At 47.3% G+C, this 279-nt stretch carries 1 pseudogene; it reads left to right on the plus strand.

Going from position 1 to position 279, the window contains the following annotated elements:
• Positions 1-279: pseudogene (secD, locus tag SB725_RS30870) on the plus strand (protein translocase subunit SecD); the annotation flags it as partial.

Raw genomic sequence — 279 nt, forward strand, 5'->3', positions numbered from 1 at the left:
CGAAGATCGCGGCGTGGTATTGCATTTTGCTGATACTGATACTCGTAACCTTGCCCAAAACGTATTACAAGGCTCGATGAGCAATACGTTCAACTTGCAGTCTTCTATTGATGATCAAGGTCCTGCATTGGTCTTATCGTATAACGATGCGACACTTGACGAAATCAATAGCTACGCGGTCAACCAGAACTTGACGACTCTACGTAACCGTATTGCTGAGCTGGGTGTTACCGAAGCTTTGGTACAGTCGCAAGGCGCTAGCCGTATCGTCGTTGAGCT

This window comes from Pseudomonas sp. SIMBA_041 (genome assembly GCF_046535095.1).
GTDB classification, from domain to species: Bacteria; Pseudomonadota; Gammaproteobacteria; order Pseudomonadales; family Pseudomonadaceae; genus Aquipseudomonas; species Aquipseudomonas mucoides.